The 15,826-nt window shown below is 66.4% G+C and carries 14 protein-coding genes and 1 pseudogene; 11 read left to right on the plus strand and 4 right to left on the minus strand.

The features are described from left to right. Positions 1-26 precede the first annotated feature (26 nt). The 9 genes and pseudogenes from argJ to EF834_RS17795 all read left to right on the plus strand — a co-directional run bounded on the left by argJ (position 27) and on the right by EF834_RS17795 (position 11,018). On the plus strand, positions 27-1,229 hold the full coding sequence (argJ, locus tag EF834_RS17755) for a bifunctional glutamate N-acetyltransferase/amino-acid acetyltransferase ArgJ (protein ID WP_206615325.1): 1,203 nt from the start codon (positions 27-29) through the stop codon (positions 1,227-1,229). Next, a pseudogene (gene argB / locus EF834_RS17760) lies at positions 1,226-2,155 on the plus strand (acetylglutamate kinase); the annotation flags it as partial. The gene argJ and the pseudogene argB, both read left to right, overlap by 4 nt. 107 nt (positions 2,156-2,262) lie before the next feature. After that, positions 2,263-3,495: an acetylornithine transaminase gene (locus EF834_RS17765; protein ID WP_127948543.1), complete on the plus strand. Its 1,233-nt coding sequence runs from the start codon at positions 2,263-2,265 to the stop codon at positions 3,493-3,495. A gap of 4 nt (positions 3,496-3,499) precedes the next feature. Further along, positions 3,500-4,441 carry an ornithine carbamoyltransferase gene (argF, locus tag EF834_RS17770; RefSeq protein WP_127948544.1) on the plus strand — a complete coding sequence of 314 codons (942 nt, stop codon included), beginning with the start codon at positions 3,500-3,502 and terminating at the stop codon, positions 4,439-4,441. Then, complete coding sequence (locus tag EF834_RS17775; RefSeq protein ID WP_127948545.1) at positions 4,438-4,956, plus strand: arginine repressor; 519 nt, start codon at positions 4,438-4,440, stop codon at positions 4,954-4,956. Before argF ends, EF834_RS17775 begins: the two co-directional genes overlap by 4 nt. 49 nt (positions 4,957-5,005) lie before the next feature. Continuing rightward, the gene (locus EF834_RS17780) at positions 5,006-6,205 is read left to right on the plus strand and encodes an argininosuccinate synthase (protein ID WP_127948546.1); all 1,200 of its coding nucleotides are present in this window, start codon (positions 5,006-5,008) and stop codon (positions 6,203-6,205) included. A gap of 2 nt (positions 6,206-6,207) precedes the next feature. Beyond that, positions 6,208-7,659: an argininosuccinate lyase gene (gene argH, locus EF834_RS17785; protein WP_127948547.1), complete on the plus strand. Its 1,452-nt coding sequence runs from the start codon at positions 6,208-6,210 to the stop codon at positions 7,657-7,659. 89 nt (positions 7,660-7,748) lie between these two features. Beyond that, positions 7,749-10,733: an acyl-CoA synthetase gene (locus EF834_RS17790; protein WP_127948548.1), complete on the plus strand. Its 2,985-nt coding sequence runs from the start codon at positions 7,749-7,751 to the stop codon at positions 10,731-10,733. Between the two features lie 66 nt (positions 10,734-10,799). Further along, positions 10,800-11,018, plus strand: a complete 219-nt coding sequence (locus tag EF834_RS17795; RefSeq protein WP_127948549.1) for a Trm112 family protein — start codon at positions 10,800-10,802, stop codon at positions 11,016-11,018. Here the strand turns inward: EF834_RS17795 and EF834_RS17800 are convergent. The 3 genes from EF834_RS17800 to EF834_RS17810 are packed head-to-tail and all read right to left on the minus strand — an operon-like array spanning position 10,982 to position 13,157. After that, positions 10,982-11,632: a TetR/AcrR family transcriptional regulator gene (locus EF834_RS17800; protein WP_127948550.1), complete on the minus strand. Its 651-nt coding sequence runs from the start codon at positions 11,630-11,632 to the stop codon at positions 10,982-10,984. The two genes, EF834_RS17795 and EF834_RS17800, sit on opposite strands and share 37 nt — an antisense overlap. Next, positions 11,632-12,387 carry an ABC transporter permease gene (locus EF834_RS17805; RefSeq protein ID WP_164874173.1) on the minus strand — a complete coding sequence of 252 codons (756 nt, stop codon included), beginning with the start codon at positions 12,385-12,387 and terminating at the stop codon, positions 11,632-11,634. Before EF834_RS17805 ends, EF834_RS17800 begins: the two co-directional genes overlap by 1 nt. Before the next feature lie 2 nt (positions 12,388-12,389). Then, entirely contained in the window at positions 12,390-13,157 is a 768-nt protein-coding gene (locus EF834_RS17810) for an ABC transporter ATP-binding protein (RefSeq protein ID WP_127948552.1), read from the minus strand. 140 nt (positions 13,158-13,297) lie between these two features. Between EF834_RS17810 and EF834_RS17815 the strand changes: the two genes are divergently transcribed. After that, positions 13,298-13,909, plus strand: coding sequence for a DNA-3-methyladenine glycosylase (locus EF834_RS17815; RefSeq protein WP_235871289.1), 612 nt, complete (start codon positions 13,298-13,300; stop codon positions 13,907-13,909). Positions 13,910-13,933: 24 nt separating this feature from the next. Continuing rightward, positions 13,934-15,211 (plus strand): tyrosine--tRNA ligase, encoded by a 1,278-nt coding sequence (gene tyrS / locus EF834_RS17820; protein ID WP_127948553.1) that lies wholly within the window; start codon positions 13,934-13,936, stop codon positions 15,209-15,211. A 415-nt stretch (positions 15,212-15,626) separates the two neighbouring features. On the opposite strand, the gene EF834_RS18345 is transcribed toward tyrS, so the two are convergent. Then, positions 15,627-15,826: hypothetical protein (locus EF834_RS18345; RefSeq protein ID WP_206615322.1), on the minus strand; the 200-nt coding region annotated here is incomplete at its 5' end.

Consider the following 15,826-nt stretch of genomic DNA (forward strand, 5'->3'; position numbering starts at 1 on the left):
CCACGGCCGAGCCCGGTACCACCGAGATCGCCGGCGGTCGGCTGCTCCGCACCCAGGGTGTCACCGCCCCCGCCGGATTCCGCGCCGCGGGCATCGCGGCTGGGATCAAGGCCAACGGCAACTCCGACCTCGCGCTCGTCTTCAACGAGGGCCCCGAGCTCGCTGCCTCGGGCGTCTTCACCTCCAACAAGGTCAAGGCGGCTCCGGTCCTGTGGTCGCAGCAGGTGCTCACCACCGGACGCCTGCGGGCCGTCGTCCTCAACTCCGGTGGCGCGAACGCGTGCACGGGGGCTCCCGGCTTCCAGGACACCCACAAGACGGCCGAGCACGTCGCCGCGTCGCTCAGCGACTGGGGCACCGAGACCGGGGCGATCGAGGTGGCCGTGTGCTCGACCGGACTGATCGGCGACCGGCTACCGATGGACAAGGTCCTCACGGGAGTCAGCGAGATCGTGCACGAGCTGGCCGGCGGGATCTCCGGCGGCACCGACGCCGCACACGCGATCATGACCACGGACACCGTTCCGAAGCAGGCCGCGCTGCACCACGCCGCCAAGTGGAATGTCGGCGGCATGGCGAAGGGCGCGGGCATGCTCGCGCCGGCTCTTGCCACGATGCTCTGCGTCCTCACCACCGACGCTGTCGCCACCGCCGAACAACTCGACGAGGCGTTGCGGCACGCGACGCGGATGACATTCGATCGGCTCGACGTGGACGGCGCGGCCTCCACCAACGACACCGTGCTGCTGCTCTCGTCCGGCGCCAGCAACCAGACGCCGTCGCAAGACGAGCTCAATGCCGCCGTGCTCGCGGTCTGCGACGACCTCGCGGAGCAGATGATGGCCGACGCCGAGGGCGTCACCAAGCGGGTCCGGGTCACCGTCAACGGTGCCGCGTCCGAACAGGACGCCCTCGTCGCGGCTCGCGCCGTCGCCCGCGACAGTCTCGTCAAGACCGCGCTGTTCGGTTCCGATCCCAACTGGGGTCGCGTGCTGGCCGCCGTCGGCATTGCACCGATCACTCTCGACCCGGACCGGATCGCGGTGTCGTTCAACGGCAATCCGGTCTGCATCGACGGCGTCGGCACGCCCGGCGCTCGCGAGGTGGACCTGTCGGGCGGCGACATCGACCTCACCATCGAACTCGGCATCGGCGAACACACCGCGTCCATCCGTACGACGGACCTCTCACACGGGTACGTCGAAGAGAACTCGGCGTACTCGTCATGAGCAGCGACATCGGCACAGCGCCGAGCACCGGGGAGTCGAGCACCGGGAAGCCGAGCATCGAGAACCTCACGGCGAGCCAGAAGGCGCACGTTCTCGCCGAGGCGTTGCCGTGGCTCCAGCGCTTCCGCGACAAGATCGTCGTCATCAAGTACGGCGGCAACGCGATGATCGACGACGGACTCAAGACCGCGTTCGCGGCGGACATGGCGTTCCTGCGAACCATCGGCATTCATCCGGTCGTCGTGCACGGCGGTGGACCGCAGATCAACGCCATGCTGAAGCGACTCGGCATGGAGGGCGAGTTCCGGGGCGGCTTCCGCGTGACGACACCGGAGGTCATGGACGTCGTCCGGATGGTGCTGTTCGGTCAGGTCGGCCGCGAACTCGTCGGCCTGATCAACACGCACGGGCCGTACGCCGTCGGCATTTCCGGTGAGGACGCGAAGCTGTTCACCGCCACCCGTCGCACGGTGCAGGTCGAGGGCACGGCCACCGACATCGGACTCGTCGGCGATGTCACCGCGGTCAATCCCGCGGCGGTGCTCGATCTCATTGCAGCCGGACGCATCCCGGTCGTGTCGACGATCGCGCCCGACGAGGACGGCGTCGTGCACAACATCAACGCCGACACCGCGGCTGCCGCGCTCGCCGAGGCCATAGGCGCCGAGAAGCTAGTCGTCCTCACCGACGTCGAGGGCCTCTACACCGACTGGCCCGATCGCTCGTCGCTCACGACCCAGATCGCCACTCCCGAGTTGCGTCAACTGCTCCCCAGTCTCGACGCCGGCATGGTCCCCAAGATGGAGGCCTGCCTGCGCGCCGTGGAGGGTGGCGTTCCCACCGCGCACGTCATCGACGGCCGCGTCGCGCACGCAGTCCTGCTCGAACTATTCACGGGCGAGGGCATCGGCACCATGGTCACGCCGGCGCGCGGCCTCGACGCCCGGAACCCCGACGCCCGGAACCCCGAAGCCCGGAATCTCGAAGACGGCGAACTCGACGGCCAGAACCTCGAAGGCCTGAAAGGACAACCATGACCACCACAGCGGATCTCCAGCAGCGCTGGTCCGGCGCGCTGATGAACACCTACGGCGTGCCGCGGGTGGCCCTGGTCCGCGGCGAGGGTGCGGTCGTTACCGATGCCGACGGCAAGCAGTACCTGGACCTGTTGGCCGGCATCGCGGTCAACATCCTCGGCCACGCACACCCGGCGATCATCGAGGCCGTCACCCGGCAACTGTCGACCCTCGGCCATGTGTCGAATCTGTACGCCAGTGAGCCGGCCGTCGCCCTGGCCGAGCAGCTCCTCGCACGCCTCGGCGCCGGAGACTCCGGTGTCTCCGGTGTCTCCGGGGGCAGCGTCACCGGGCGGGTCTTCCTGTGCAACTCGGGCACCGAGGCCAATGAGGCCGCGTTCAAGCTGGCGCGGGCAACCGGCAGACGGAAGATCATCGCCGCCGAGAGAGCGTTCCACGGCCGGACGATGGGGGCGTTGGCACTCACCGGTCAGCCCGACAAGCGGGCCCCGTTCGAGCCGATGCCGCCCGGCGTCGAACACGTGCCCTACGGCGATCTGGAGGCGCTCGACCGTGCGGTCGACGACGACACCGCCGCGGTGTTCCTCGAGCCGATCCTCGGTGAGTCCGGCGTCGTGGTTCCTCCCGAGGGCTACCTCACCGGCGCCCGCCGGATCACCGCCGAACGCGGCGCCCTGTTGGTCCTCGACGAGGTGCAGACCGGTATCGGCCGCACCGGGTGGTTCTACGCGCACCAGGCGGTTGGCATCGTGCCCGACGTCATGACACTCGCGAAGGGGCTCGGCGGCGGTATGCCGATCGGCGCCTGCATCGCGACCGGCGCGGCGGCGGAACTGTTCGGCCCGGGTAAGCACGGCACCACATTCGGCGGTAACCCGGTGTGCGCGTCCGCCGCACTCGCGGTCCTCGAGACGATCACAGCCGACGATCTACTCACCCGCGCCGACATGATCGGCAAAGTGCTCGCGACGGGCATCGAGGGCCTCGGGCACCCGCTCGTCGACCACGTCCGTGGGGCGGGTTTGCTGCTGGGCATCGTGCTGACCGAGGACCTCGCACCGGCCGTCGAGGCAGCAGCCCGGGACGCGGGCTACCTCGTGAACGCTGCCCAGCCCGGCGTGATCCGTTTGGCACCCCCGCTGATCATCACCGAGGAGCAGGCGGAAGGATTCGTCGCGGCGCTGCCGGGAATCCTCGATGAAGCCGGCGCGGGAGCAGGAGGCAAGTGAGCAGATGACCATTCGACACTTCTTGAGGGACGACGATCTGACCTCGGCAGAGCAGGCCGAGGTGCTGGCGCTCGCTCGTGAGCTCAAAGCGGATCCGTTCTCGCGGAAGCCGCTCGCCGGTCCGCGAGGCGTGGGCGTCATCTTCGACAAGAACTCGACCCGCACACGGTTCTCGTTCGAGATGGGCATCGCGCAACTCGGTGGCCACGCCGTCGTGGTCGACGGCCGCAGCACCCAGCTCGGCCGAGACGAGACCTTGCAGGACACCGGTCGAGTGTTGTCCCGTTTCGTCGACGCGATCGTGTGGCGCACGTTCGGCCAGGAACGGCTCGAGCAGATGGCCGAGGGCGCGACGGTACCGATCGTCAACGCGCTGTCGGACCAGTTCCACCCCTGCCAGGTGCTGGCCGACTTGCAGACGCTCGCCGAGCGCAAGGGCGAGCTGAAGGGCTTGAGGCTGACCTACCTCGGTGACGGCGCCAACAACATGGCGCACTCGCTGTTGCTCGGTGGCGTCACGGCCGGTGTGCACGTCACTATCGCAGCTCCGGTGGGGTTCGCCCCCGACCCCTCGGTCGTCGACGCTGCACGCGTGCGCGCCGAGCAGACCGGCGCGATGATCACGCTCACCGACGATCCGCAGGCCGCGGTCGTCGGGGCCGACGCGCTCGTCACCGACACCTGGACGTCGATGGGACAGGAGGACGACGGCCTCGACCGTGTCGGACCGTTCCGGCCGTTCCAGATCAACGCGGACCTGCTCGACAACGCTGCACCGGACGCGGTCGTGTTGCACTGCCTACCAGCGCATCGCGGCGAGGAGATCACCGACGAGGTGCTCGACGGTCCGCAGTCGGCAGCGTGGGACGAGGCCGAGAATCGGTTGCACGCGCAGAAGGCGCTGCTCGTGTGGCTACTCGAAAAGGGATCGGGGGGAATGTCGTGACTTCCGTCCCAGGGGACGGCAGCGCCCAGCCGACGGTGCCGGTGGCAAACACGCGCGCCGGACGGCAAGCGCGGATCGTCGCGCTCGTCGCCGAGCGGCATATCCGCAGCCAGGCCGAACTCGCCGCGCTGCTCGCTGCAGAGGGCATCGACGTCTCGAACGCGACGTTGTCGCGCGATCTCGAGGAACTCGGCGCGGTGAAGCTGCGCGCCGCGGACGGCGGTCCCGGGGTGTACGTGGTGCCGGAAGACGGCTCGCCCGTGCGGGGCGTCTCCGGTGGCACCGACCGCCTGTCCCGGCTTCTGGGGGAGCTGTTGGTATCGACCGCCGCCAGCGGCAACCTCGCGGTTCTGCGAACCCCACCGGGAGCCGCTCACTACCTGGCCAGCGCCCTGGACCGGGCGTCGCTCACCGACATCGTCGGCACGATCGCGGGCGACGACACCATCCTCGTCGTGGCGCGCGAACCGCTCACGGGAGCAGAGCTTGCCGCCGAGATCGAGCGCCTGGCCTGACCACTAGACTCACCCCCGAACACTTCGAACTCTAAGGAGCACACTCACCATGGCTGATCGCGTCGTACTCGCCTACTCGGGCGGGCTGGACACCTCCGTGGCCATCAGCTGGATCGGCAAGGAGACCGGCAAGGAGGTCGTTGCCGTCGCGATCGATCTCGGCCAGGGCGGCGAGGACATGGAGGTCGTGCGTCAGCGTGCCCTCGACTGCGGTGCAGTCGAGTCGGTCGTGGTGGATGCCCGCGACGAGTTCGCCGACGAGTACTGCCTGCCGACGATCCAGGCCAACGCGCTCTACATGGACCGCTACCCGCTGGTCTCGGCGATCAGCCGTCCGCTGATCGTCAAGCACATCGTGAAGGCCGCCCGCGACCACGGCGGCACGGTGGTGTCCCACGGTTGCACAGGTAAGGGCAACGACCAGGTGCGCTTCGAGGTGGGCTTCGGCGCCCTCGCGCCCGACCTCGAGGTCATCGCTCCGGTCCGCGACTATGCCTGGACCCGCGAGAAGGCCATCTCCTTCGCCGAGGAGAACAACATTCCGATCAACGTCACCAAGCGCTCGCCGTTCTCGATCGACCAGAACGTGTGGGGCAGAGCGGTCGAGACGGGATTCCTCGAGGACCTGTGGAACGCCCCCACCAAGGACGTCTACGACTACACCCAGGACCCGACGCTCAACTGGAACAGCCCAGACGAGCTGATCATCAGCTTCGAGGGGGGCAAGCCGGTTGCTATCGACGGCAAGTCCGTCACCGTGCTCGAGGCGATCCAGGAACTCAACAAGCGTGCTGGAGCGCAGGGTGTCGGCCGTCTCGATGTCGTCGAGGATCGTCTCGTCGGTATCAAGAGCCGTGAGGTCTACGAGGCCCCGGGCGCGATGGTGCTCATCAACGCGCATCAAGAGCTCGAGCACGTCACCCTCGAGCGCGAACTGGGCCGCTACAAGCGTCAGATGGAGCAGCGGTGGAGCGAGTTGGTCTACGACGGCCTGTGGTTCTCGCCACTCAAGACCGCGTTGGATGCGTTCGTGCAGAAGACCCAGGAGCGGGTCACCGGCGACATCCGCCTGTTCCTGCACGGCGGAGCGATCACAGTCACCGGCCGCCGCAGCTCCGAGTCCCTGTACGACTTCAATCTGGCGACCTACGACGAGGGCGACACCTTCGACCAGTCGTACGCCAAGGGATTCGTCAACATCCACGGCCTATCCTCCAAGGTCGCGGCAAAGCGCGACCTAGGCCTGTAGCCGTGTCCGGACAGGGCTATACCGGGGGCGCTTCCCACGAAGGCGCCACCGTCGAAGGAGCGCTGTGGGGCGGGCGGTTCGAGTCCGGGCCGGCCGCCGCTATGGCGGCCCTGAGCAAGTCCACCCACTTCGACTGGGCACTGGCCCCGTACGACGTCCGGGCCTCGCAGGCGCATGCGCGCGTGCTACACAAGGCCGGGTTGCTCAGTGACGCCGACCTCGCGAGCATGCTCGACGGACTGGCGCGGCTCGCCGACGACGTTCAGAGCGGGGCATTCGTTCCTGCCGAGTCCGACGAGGACGTGCACGGCGCACTCGAGCGCGGACTGATCGAACGTGTCGGCCCGGAGGTAGGCGGCCGGTTGCGCGCAGGTCGTTCCCGCAACGACCAAGTGGCCACACTGTTCCGCATGTGGCTGCGTGATGCCCTACGACGCATCGCCGACGGGGTCCTCGACATCGTCGACGCGCTCGCCACGCAGGCCGCGGCGCACCCGGAGGCCGTGATGCCCGGTAAGACGCACCTGCAGGCGGCGCAGCCGGTGCTGCTGGCGCATCATCTGCTCGCGCACACCCATCCGCTGCTGCGCGACGTGGAGCGCCTGCGGGACCTCGACAAGCGGGCCGCTGTGTCACCGTATGGGTCTGGCGCGCTGGCCGGGTCATCGCTGGGGCTGGACCCTGACGCGATCGCGGACGAGTTGAGCTTCGACTCGGCCGCGGACAACTCGATCGACGCGACGTCGTCGCGCGACTTCGCTGCCGAGGCCGCCTTCGTCTTCGCCATGATCGCAGTGGATCTGTCTCGGATGGCCGAAGAGGTCATCATCTGGAGTACACCGGAATTCGGCTACATCACGCTCTCCGACGCCTGGTCGACGGGATCGTCGATCATGCCGCAGAAGAAGAACCCGGACGTGTCGGAGCTCACCCGGGGCAAGGCGGGGCGGCTGATCGGCAACCTCACCGGACTGCTCGCGACGCTCAAGGCCCAGCCCCTTGCATACAACCGCGATCTGCAGGAGGACAAGGAGCCGGTCTTCGATTCGGTGGCTCAACTCGAACTGCTCCTGCCGGCCATCACCGGTCTCGTATCGACCCTGGAGTTCCACACCACTCGTATGGAGGAACTCGCTCCGACGGGCTTCACTCTTGCGACCGACATCGCGGAATGGATGGTGCGGCAGGGCGTCCCCTTCCGCGTGGCGCACGAAGCTGCAGGTGCGTGCGTGCGGGTCGCGGAGGCGCGCGGTGTGGGTCTCGACGAGCTCAGCGACGCGGAGTTGGCAGGCGTCGATCCCGCACTGACTCCCGCGGTCCGCGAGGTACTCACCGTGCACGGTTCGATCGCGTCGCGGAGCGCGCGGGGTGGTACGGCCGGGGTCCGGGTCGCCGAACAGTTGGGTGGTGTCCACCGCTCCGCGAATGCGTTACGTGAGTGGGTGCGCGCGTAGCTTCGAGACGAAGACCATTCGGGCAACCGCAACCGCCACTTACGCAGTAATGTGAAGGCTCATCGAAAAGGATGTGACGCAAAGTCACGATGAGTTGGTGGGGGAGTGCGCTCGTGGGTCTCAGCTCCGACTACTTGGCGGCTTCGTTGCGGCGGGTCGTCGCCACGGCACAGAACGGTCTCGAGGTGGTTCGTCTCGGCGGTCTGGAGACGGGGACAACACCGTCCCCGTTCCAGGTCGTCGAACGCGCCCCGATGTACCGGTTACGACGGTACTTCCCGGATATCGATCCGGCCGATGCCGGTCCACCGATCGTCCTCGTCCCCCCGATGATGATGTCGGCGGATGTATACGACGTCACCCGTGATCACGGCGCGGTGGGCATCCTTCGCAGGATGGGGATCGATCCGTGGGTGGTCGACTTCGGCTCTCCGGACACCGAGGAGGGCGGTTTCGATCGCACCCTCACGGACCACATCGTCGCCATCAGTGAGATCGTCGACATAGTCCATGAACACACCGGCCGCGACGTCCACCTGTCCGGCTACTCACAGGGCGGCATGTTCTGCTATCAGGCGGCGGCTTACCGCCGGTGCCGGAATGTTGCCAGTATCATCACGTTCGGTGCGCCGGTGGATACCTTGGCGGCGCTTCCGTTCAACATCCCGGCATTCGTCGCCACCAGAGGCGCCGACCTCCTGGCCGACCACGTCTTCAATCGCTTGTCGATAGCCGGTTGGATGGCTCGCACCGGTTTCCAGTTTCTCGATCCAATGAAGACGGCGAAGTCACGTATCGACTTCCTCCGCCAACTGCACGACCGCGAGGCGCTCCTTCCGCGGGAGCAGCAACGTCGTTTCCTCGACCAGGACGGCTGGGTGGCCTGGTCCGGTCCGGCTGTCGCGGAACTGCTCAAGCAGTTCATCGTCCACAACCGGATGATGACCGGCGGCTTCGTCATCAAGGATGCTGCCGTCGGTCTTGCCGAGTTGTCGTGCCCGATCCTCGCGTTCGTAGGTGAGGTCGACGACATCGGGCAGCCTCTCGCGGTGCGCGGTATCAAGCGGGCGGCGCCCCACGCGGACGTATTCGAGTCGACGCTGCGCGCAGGACATTTCGGTTTGGTGGTCGGATCGGCCGCGGCCTCCCGTACTTGGCCCACCACCGGTGAGTGGGTGCGCTGGAGAGAAGGGATGGGTAAGCGTCCTGGGCCGGTGGACGCGATGATCTACGACGAGCCCTCCGGGCGTGACAGCGGTGTCAGTTTCGCGGACCGAGTCACCCACGCCGTCACGTCGATCGCCGAGGTAGGCGTCGGTGCGGGCAAGGGAATCGTCGACTTCGCGACCGACACCGTACGCACTACGCGTGAAATCTCGATCGAGGCGGCCCGTGCGCTGCCGCGACTGGCCCGTCTCGGGCAGTTGCAGCCACACTCACGGATCTCGCTCGGACTGCTGCTCGCCGAACAGGGACGTCAGGCACCGCGTGGCGAGTTCTTCCTGTTCGATGACCGCGTTCACACGAACGCCGCCGTCAACACGCGGATCGACAACGTCGTGCGCGGCCTCATCCATGCCGGCGTCCGGCCTGCAAGCCACGTCGGTGTCCTGATGGAGACACGCCCGAGTGCGCTCGTCGCGATCGCCGCGCTCTCGCGACTAGGCGCGGTGGCCGTCCTCCTGCCACCCGGCGGTAGCCTCGACCAGGCGGCCCGTCTCGGCCGCGTCGACCGAATCGTCGTAGATCCCGACAATCTCGAGGACGCCGTTGCCACCGGCAAAAAGGTCCTCGTTCTCGGAGGCGGCGAGTTCCGGGGGCTCCCGGTCGAACTCGGACCGGACGTCATCGATCTCGAGCAGGTGGACCCAGGTTCGGTGGAGCTCCCCGGGTGGTACCGCCCCAACCCGGGCCGTGCCGGTGAACTTGCCTTCGTGATCTTCAGTGGGTCGTCGGGAAGCCTCGAAGCGAAGTTCATCACAAACCACCGGTGGGCTCTATCGGCGTTCGGCACCGCTTCGGCTGCGTCGCTCACTCGTGGCGACACCGTGTACTGCCTTGCCCCGCTACATCATTCGTCAGGCCTCATGGCGGCCCTCGGCGGCGCGGTCGCGGGTGGCGCTCGTATCGCGCTCTCACGTGGACTCGATCCGGACCGCTTCGCAGAGGAGATCCGCCGTTACGGCGTCACCGTCGTCAGCTACACCTGGACGATGATGCGGGACATACTCGACGCCACGCTTCCGCTCGAGGACGGGTATCCAGTCCGGCTGTTCATCGGATCGGGCATGCCGCCGGGACTCTGGCGTCGCACGACCGAAAGGTTCGCCCCTGCAGGAGTGCTCGAGTTCTACGCATCCACAGAGGGTGATGTCGTCCTCGCCAATGTGTCGGGTGCCAAGGTCGGTTGCAAGGGTCGGCCTCTGCCCGGCAGTGCAGAAGTCCGCCTCGGCGCGTACGACCCGATCGAGGGTCGCTTGATCGAGGATGAACGGGGCTTCGTACGCGAGTGCAAGGATGGCGAGGTCGGCCTGCTACTCGGCCGCCCGGGTGCCCATGCGGAGTCGGTACCCGGCGTGATGCGCGGAGTGTTCGAGGCCGGTGACGTCTGGGTGCCCACCGAGAACCTCTTCCGCCGCGACGCCGACGGCGACTACTGGCTGGTCGACCACAAGCGCGCCGTGGTGGACGCGGTACGCGGTCCGGTCTTCACGCAGCCGATCGTCGACGTGCTCGGCGAGATGCCTCAGGTCGATCTCACGGTTGCCTATGGTGTGCCGGCAGGGGAGCGACAGGTGGCAGTCGCCGCCTTCACGGTGCGCGACGGCCGCGCGCCCAGGGCGGCGGAGATCACCGCCGCGCTCGGGCAGTTGCCCGTGGCGGAGCACCCGGACGTCGTCCACGTCGTCGAGCAGATTCCGCTGGGAGCGTCGTACCGGCCCAGTTCCTTCGCGCTGCAGGCCGCGGGTCTGCCGAAGCCGAGTGTGCGTGCGTGGTACCTCGATCCGGATACCGGTAAGTACAAGCGATTCACCAAGGCGGTCGCGGCACATTTCGAAGGGGTGCCCGCATAGCGGGGCAGGGTCCGGCTTGTAGCCTGGTGGACCAGCGGCGAACCCTGACGGCCCGAGAGGACTGAAGTGGCTATTGATTCCACCCTGCTCAGCATTCTGGCCTGCCCGCAGGACAAGGGTCCGTTGCTGTTGGTCGGTGACGAAGTGCTCTACAACCCTCGGCTTCGCCGCGCCTACCCGATCGAGAACGGCATACCCGTGCTGCTGATCGACGAGGCCCGTGAAGTAGCCGACGCGGAGCACGAGGATTACGTCGCACGCGGTATCGCGTCATCCGTCGACTGATCGGGTTGGTCCAGCGGTCCGGTGAGATACCGCTGCAGCGTTGGCGCGATGAGTCGGGTGACCTCTTCGGTGTCGAGGTTGCTGAGCGCGTCGATCCTCAGGAGATGCCGAGTCAGGAAGAGCCCCGTCATCTGTGACGCGACCAGAGCGGCACGCAGTTCGCCGGTCCCTTTCGGCGAGTCGACCCGCGGGATGATGTCACGCAGCACAACGTCGAGTAGGGCGCTGCGGATCAGGTCTTCGCGGCCACCGGTGAGAACCGAGCGCGCTGCTGCGACAACTGCCGCTTGGTGTGCAGAGTCCCAAACTCCGATGACGGTGCGCGCGAGCGCCTCACCGAGTGCGTCGACCGGGACGGCGACGAGCGGTTCCAGGATCGATACCGGATCCCACGGAACTGCGATCGCTTCTACGAGCAGGCGTTGTTTGGTCCCGAAGTAGTGATGCACGAGCGCGGAGTCGACGCCGGCTGCGGCCGCGATCGACCGCACTGTGGTGTGCTCGAACCCCTTGTCAGCGAACTGATTCCGAGCGGCCTCGAGGATCCGCTCGCGCGTCGGGGCCGAGCTGGGTCGACGCTCGTGTCGCGTCGGCGGGGTCGTGGGACCGGTCATCAGGGTGTACGTCGGCGGAGCGTGGCGGCCGCTAGGACCAGCGACACGATCACATACAGCACGACGATGCCCAGGTCGCGCAGCATCAGTGCCGTAGGACTGGGGTGCATGGCCACCTGCTGGAGCGCTTCGACCGCATAGCTGAGCGGGAGTGCGTTGCTGATCCACTCCAGCCACTGGGGCAACTGGCCTCGGGGTACCAGCAGACCGCACAGCAGGAGTTGGGGAACCGCAATGACAGGCATGAATTGCACGGCCTGGAACTCGGTGCGGGCGAATGCGCTGGCCAGCAGGCCGAGCGAGACGCCGAGCACCGCATTGACCACTGCGATGAGGATGACCCAGGCGACATTGCCCTCGGTGGTCAGGTTCAAGAACCCGAACGCCACGCCACAAGCAAGGGCTGCTTGGGCGGCGGCGCCTATCGAAAAGGCAGTGCCGTAGCCGCCGAGCAGATCCAACTTCGACAGGGGGGTACTGAGTAGTCGCTCGAGCGTTCCGGAACTGCGTTCTCGTTGCATCGCGATCGAGGTCACCAGGAACATCACCACGAAAGGAAGGATCCCGAGCATCGTGATCGCGATCCGGTCGAACAGCGGGATTTGGCCAGGGGTCGTCGGCACGTTCTGATACATGAAGTACAGCAGCACCATCAGCAACGCGGGCACGAGCAGGATCATGGCCACCGTGCGGTGATCGTTGCGGAGTTGCCGCAGGATTCGGATGGTGCTCGACGCGTAGATGCGGGGGTTCATGATCATTGGTCGACTCCCACCTGTTCGTCGCGGACCAGTGCAAGGAAGGCCTTCTCGAGGTTCGACTCACCGGTTCTGCTTCGCAGTTCGTCCGGTGGCACGTGGGCAAGGAGGTGTCCCTCACGTAGGAGGAGGAGACTCTCGCAGCGGTCGGCTTCGTCCATGACGTGACTCGACACGATCAGCGTCACTCCTGCTGCTGCGAGGGTCGAGAAGTGCTCCCACAGCTCGTCCCGCAGAACAGGGTCGAGACCGACGGTCGGTTCGTCGAGCACGAGTAGTTCAGGTCTGCCGACGAGAGCGCACGCGAGCGACACCCGGCCGAGCTGGCCACCGGACAGATCGCCCGCCCGATGGTGGGTGTGGGTGGACAGGCCTACGGCCTCGATCGTCTCCGCCGCAACGTCATGTCCCTGTCCATAGAGGGAGGCGAAATATCGCACGTTGTCTCGGATCGTGAGATCGAGATACACGCTGGGCGCCTGCGTCACGTAGCCGATCCGCCTGCGCAACGCCGCTGATCCTGCAGGTCGGCCCAGTACGGACACCGAACCGGACTCGACGATCTGGCTCCCGACGATGCATCGCATCAGCGTGGTCTTGCCGCACCCGGACGGCCCGAGTAAGCCGGTGACGGCGCCGAGGGGAATCGACAGGCTGACGTCGCGCAGAGCGTGGATGCCCCCACGGAAGACATTCAGCCCCTGGACCTCGACTGCAGGTGCGGCTTCGGTCGGGTCCGCCGTGAACTTCCCAGGTTTGCCGGTCATGTCGATCTCGATTCATCCGCTGATGAAATCATCACATGATGAATTATTGGCCCCTTGGGTGCTGACGTCAATAGGTGGCCGGTCAGGTGGTCGGTCGCAGGATCACCGAGACGAAGGCGCCGAGATGGAGAATCGGAACCGTGATCGATTCGGGACGGGAGATCTTGAGAGTCGCCCAGCATCCGCTCAGCGCTGCGCGGGCGATACTCGGAGGGGTGCTTTCCGTCGGCACGGTCCGGGCCCGGATCGTCGAGGTGGAGGCCTACGGCGGCGATCCGTCCGGCCCGTGGCCGGACCCCGCATCCCACTCCTATCGTGGCCGGTCCCCACGGAACGCGGTGATGTTCGGCGAGGCCGGGCACCTATACGTGTACCGCAGCTACGGGATGCACTTCTGCGCGAACGTGTCGTACGGACCCGATGGGGTGGCCGGCGGCGTACTGATGAGGGCGGCGGAGATCATGCAGGGCCACGACCTCGTGGCGTCGCGGCGACCTGGGGTGCGCCGACCGGCCGACGTCGCCCGCGGACCGGGGAATCTCGGATCGGCGCTCGGAATTTCGCTTGCCCACAACGGCTTCGACCTGTTCGGGACCGACCCGGGCCTGCGCCTGGAACTGGGAGACGCAGCGGACTACCGGAGTGGACCCCGGGTCGGAATTGCCGTCGCGGCGGACTGGCCTTGGCGGTTGTGGCTGCCGGACTCGTCGGCGGTGTCGGCGTATCGCCGCAGCCCGCGCGCACCCGACTGAAGTTGGCGGTGGGATGATCGAGAGGTGACTGAGAACATCCTTGACGAACTGACCTGGCGGGGGCTGATCGCCCAGTCGACCGATCTGGAAGCACTGCGTCGGGAAGTGGAGGCCGGTCCAGTCACGTTGTATGCCGGGTTCGATCCCACCGGACCGAGCTTGCACGCCGGTCACCTGGTTCCGTTGCTTGCGCTCAAGCGTTTCCAGCGGGCGGGACACCGTCCGATCGTTCTTGCCGGCGGCGCCACCGGCATGATCGGTGACCCCCGCGATGTCGGCGAGCGCTCCATGAACTCGGCTGAGACGGTCGCGGACTGGTCCGATTGCATCCGCTCGCAGCTCGAACGCTTCGTCGACTTCGACGATTCACCTACCGGCGCCGTCATCGAGAACAACGCGAACTGGACGTCGAAACTCACCGCGATCGACTTTCTGCGGGACATCGGTAAGCACTTTTCTGTGAACGTGATGCTCGCCCGCGACACCGTCAAGCGGCGTCTCGAATCGGATGGCATCTCGTACACCGAATTCAGCTACATGTTGCTGCAGGCCAACGACTTCGTTCACCTGAGGCGCAACTACGGCTGCAGGCTCCAGGTCGGCGGCGCGGATCAGTGGGGCAACATCATCGCCGGCGTCGACTTGAACCGAAAGCTCGACGGCGAGGCGGTGCACGCGCTGACCGTGCCGCTCGTGACCTCGGCCGACGGAAAGAAGTTCGGCAAGTCGACCGGCGGAGGCAGCCTGTGGCTCGATCCCGAGATGACGAGCCCGTATGCCTGGTACCAGTACTTCGTGAACACCGGTGACGCCGACGTCGTGCGCTACCTGCGTTGGTTCACCTTCCTCACCCGGGACGAGCTGGCCGAACTCGAGGTTGCGACCGCGGAGCGTCCGCAGGCGCGCGAGGCGCAGCGACGACTCGCGGCCGAGATGACGACTCTCGTTCATGGTCAAGCCAACACCGACGCGGTCGAGCTTGCGAGTCAGGCACTTTTCGGCCGCGCCGAGCTGTCCGATCTCGACGAGCCGACTCTCGCATCCGCGCTGACCGAGGCATCGGTTGCCGAGGTACGTGCCGGTGACAGCAACACGATCGTCGAGCTTCTCGTCGCGAGTGGGCTGTGCGAGAGCAAGGGTGCTGCTCGTCGGGCTGTGAAGGAGGGCGGCGCGTACGTGAACAACAACCGCATCCCAGCCGAGGACTGGGTGCCGGAGACGACCGACATGCTGCATGGTCGGTGGTTGGTCCTCCGTCGCGGTCGCAAGAACTTTGCCGGCATCAAGGTTCTGCTGGGCTGACGTGTCGGGCGTCACAAATTGTTTGTTTGTTGATGCATTACCGGATGTTGGTCTGTGACCTGCGTGTATGTGGTCAATGTGGTTGGCCACCTGGTGGTTTGACGGTGGGGAAACGCTGGCGTAACTTGGTTCGGGTCAGAGCGACACGGACACCGACCCGGACGCGATCGTTGGTTGATCGGCGTGGGTAAACGAGGTTGGACGGGGAGCGCCTGATTTTCCCGGTTGGTTGGACCGTCCCTTGTTGTAGGGGGTGGTGGTGGCGTGCCGGGGTGGTTTGCTTCGAGGGTTGGGGTTTGTGTCCGGTTCTCGGGTGGGCTAGAATGGAGCGGTTGCCCCGGAGCGAGGGACCTTGCGGGTTTCTGGTTTTGGTGTGTGCGTGTTCTTTGAGAACTCAACAGTGTGTCGATGAATGTCAGTGCCAAATTTTTTTGTTTGGTGGCCTGCACTCTTTTTGTTTGGGTGTGGGTGTTGCTGGTCGTCTCGTATCTTCCGTCCGGGGCGGCTGGCGAAATGCTAGTTTGAGTTTTTCATGCTGGTGATTTGACTCGATGTCGTATGGCTGATTGCCGGCTGGTCCGGTTGATCGAGAGTCTTCAACGGAGAGTTTGATCC

The organism is Rhodococcus spongiicola, from assembly GCF_004011835.1.
Taxonomy (GTDB): Bacteria; Actinomycetota; Actinomycetes; order Mycobacteriales; family Mycobacteriaceae; genus Prescottella; species Prescottella spongiicola.